At 40.3% G+C, this 573-nt stretch carries 2 tRNA genes and 1 rRNA gene; all 3 read left to right on the plus strand.

Annotated elements, in window-relative coordinates:
• A 16S ribosomal RNA gene (locus QL995_RS21675) occupies positions 1-79 on the plus strand; the annotation flags it as partial.
• Positions 80-155: 76 nt separating this feature from the next.
• Positions 156-232 (plus strand) — tRNA-Ile (locus QL995_RS21680).
• Positions 233-282: 50 nt separating this feature from the next.
• Positions 283-358: transfer RNA gene (locus QL995_RS21685), tRNA-Ala, on the plus strand.
• Positions 359-573 lie beyond the last annotated feature (215 nt).

The following is a 573-nucleotide window of genomic DNA, read 5'->3' on the forward strand; positions in this document are numbered from 1 at the left end:
TACCACGGAGTGATTCATGACTGGGGTGAAGTCGTAACAAGGTAGCCCTAGGGGAACCTGGGGCTGGATCACCTCCTTATACGATTTAGAACTTATTTGTTCGTAGTGTCCACACAGATGATTGTTATTGTAAAGAGAACAACACTTATTGTTTTGGGTCTGTAGCTCAGCTGGTTAGAGCGCACCCCTGATAAGGGTGAGGTCGGTAGTTCAAATCTACTCAGACCCACCACTTCTTATCTAATTAAGAAGATGGTTAAAACAATAAGTACCAGCATATGTGGGGCTATAGCTCAGCTGGGAGAGCGCCTGCCTTGCACGCAGGAGGTCAGCAGTTCGATCCTGCTTAGCTCCACCACTTACTTCTTAAAAATAAATATTCTTTATCGGGCCATTAACCGCCTGAGAATAGAGTGTGTTTAATTTTGAGAAGTTTTTACATCTCTTGCTCTTTAAAAATTTGGAAAAGCTGATAATAAAATTCTGATAGATACATTGTATTTATCAAGAGTTTTCAAAAGTAAAAAAAGAATGGTAGCAGTACCATTCAGTGCCATTTAGTTAACTCTTATG

Origin of the sequence: Pseudoalteromonas sp. APC 3358 (assembly GCF_030408075.1) — a bacterium.
Classification (GTDB): domain Bacteria; phylum Pseudomonadota; class Gammaproteobacteria; order Enterobacterales; family Alteromonadaceae; genus Pseudoalteromonas; species Pseudoalteromonas arctica.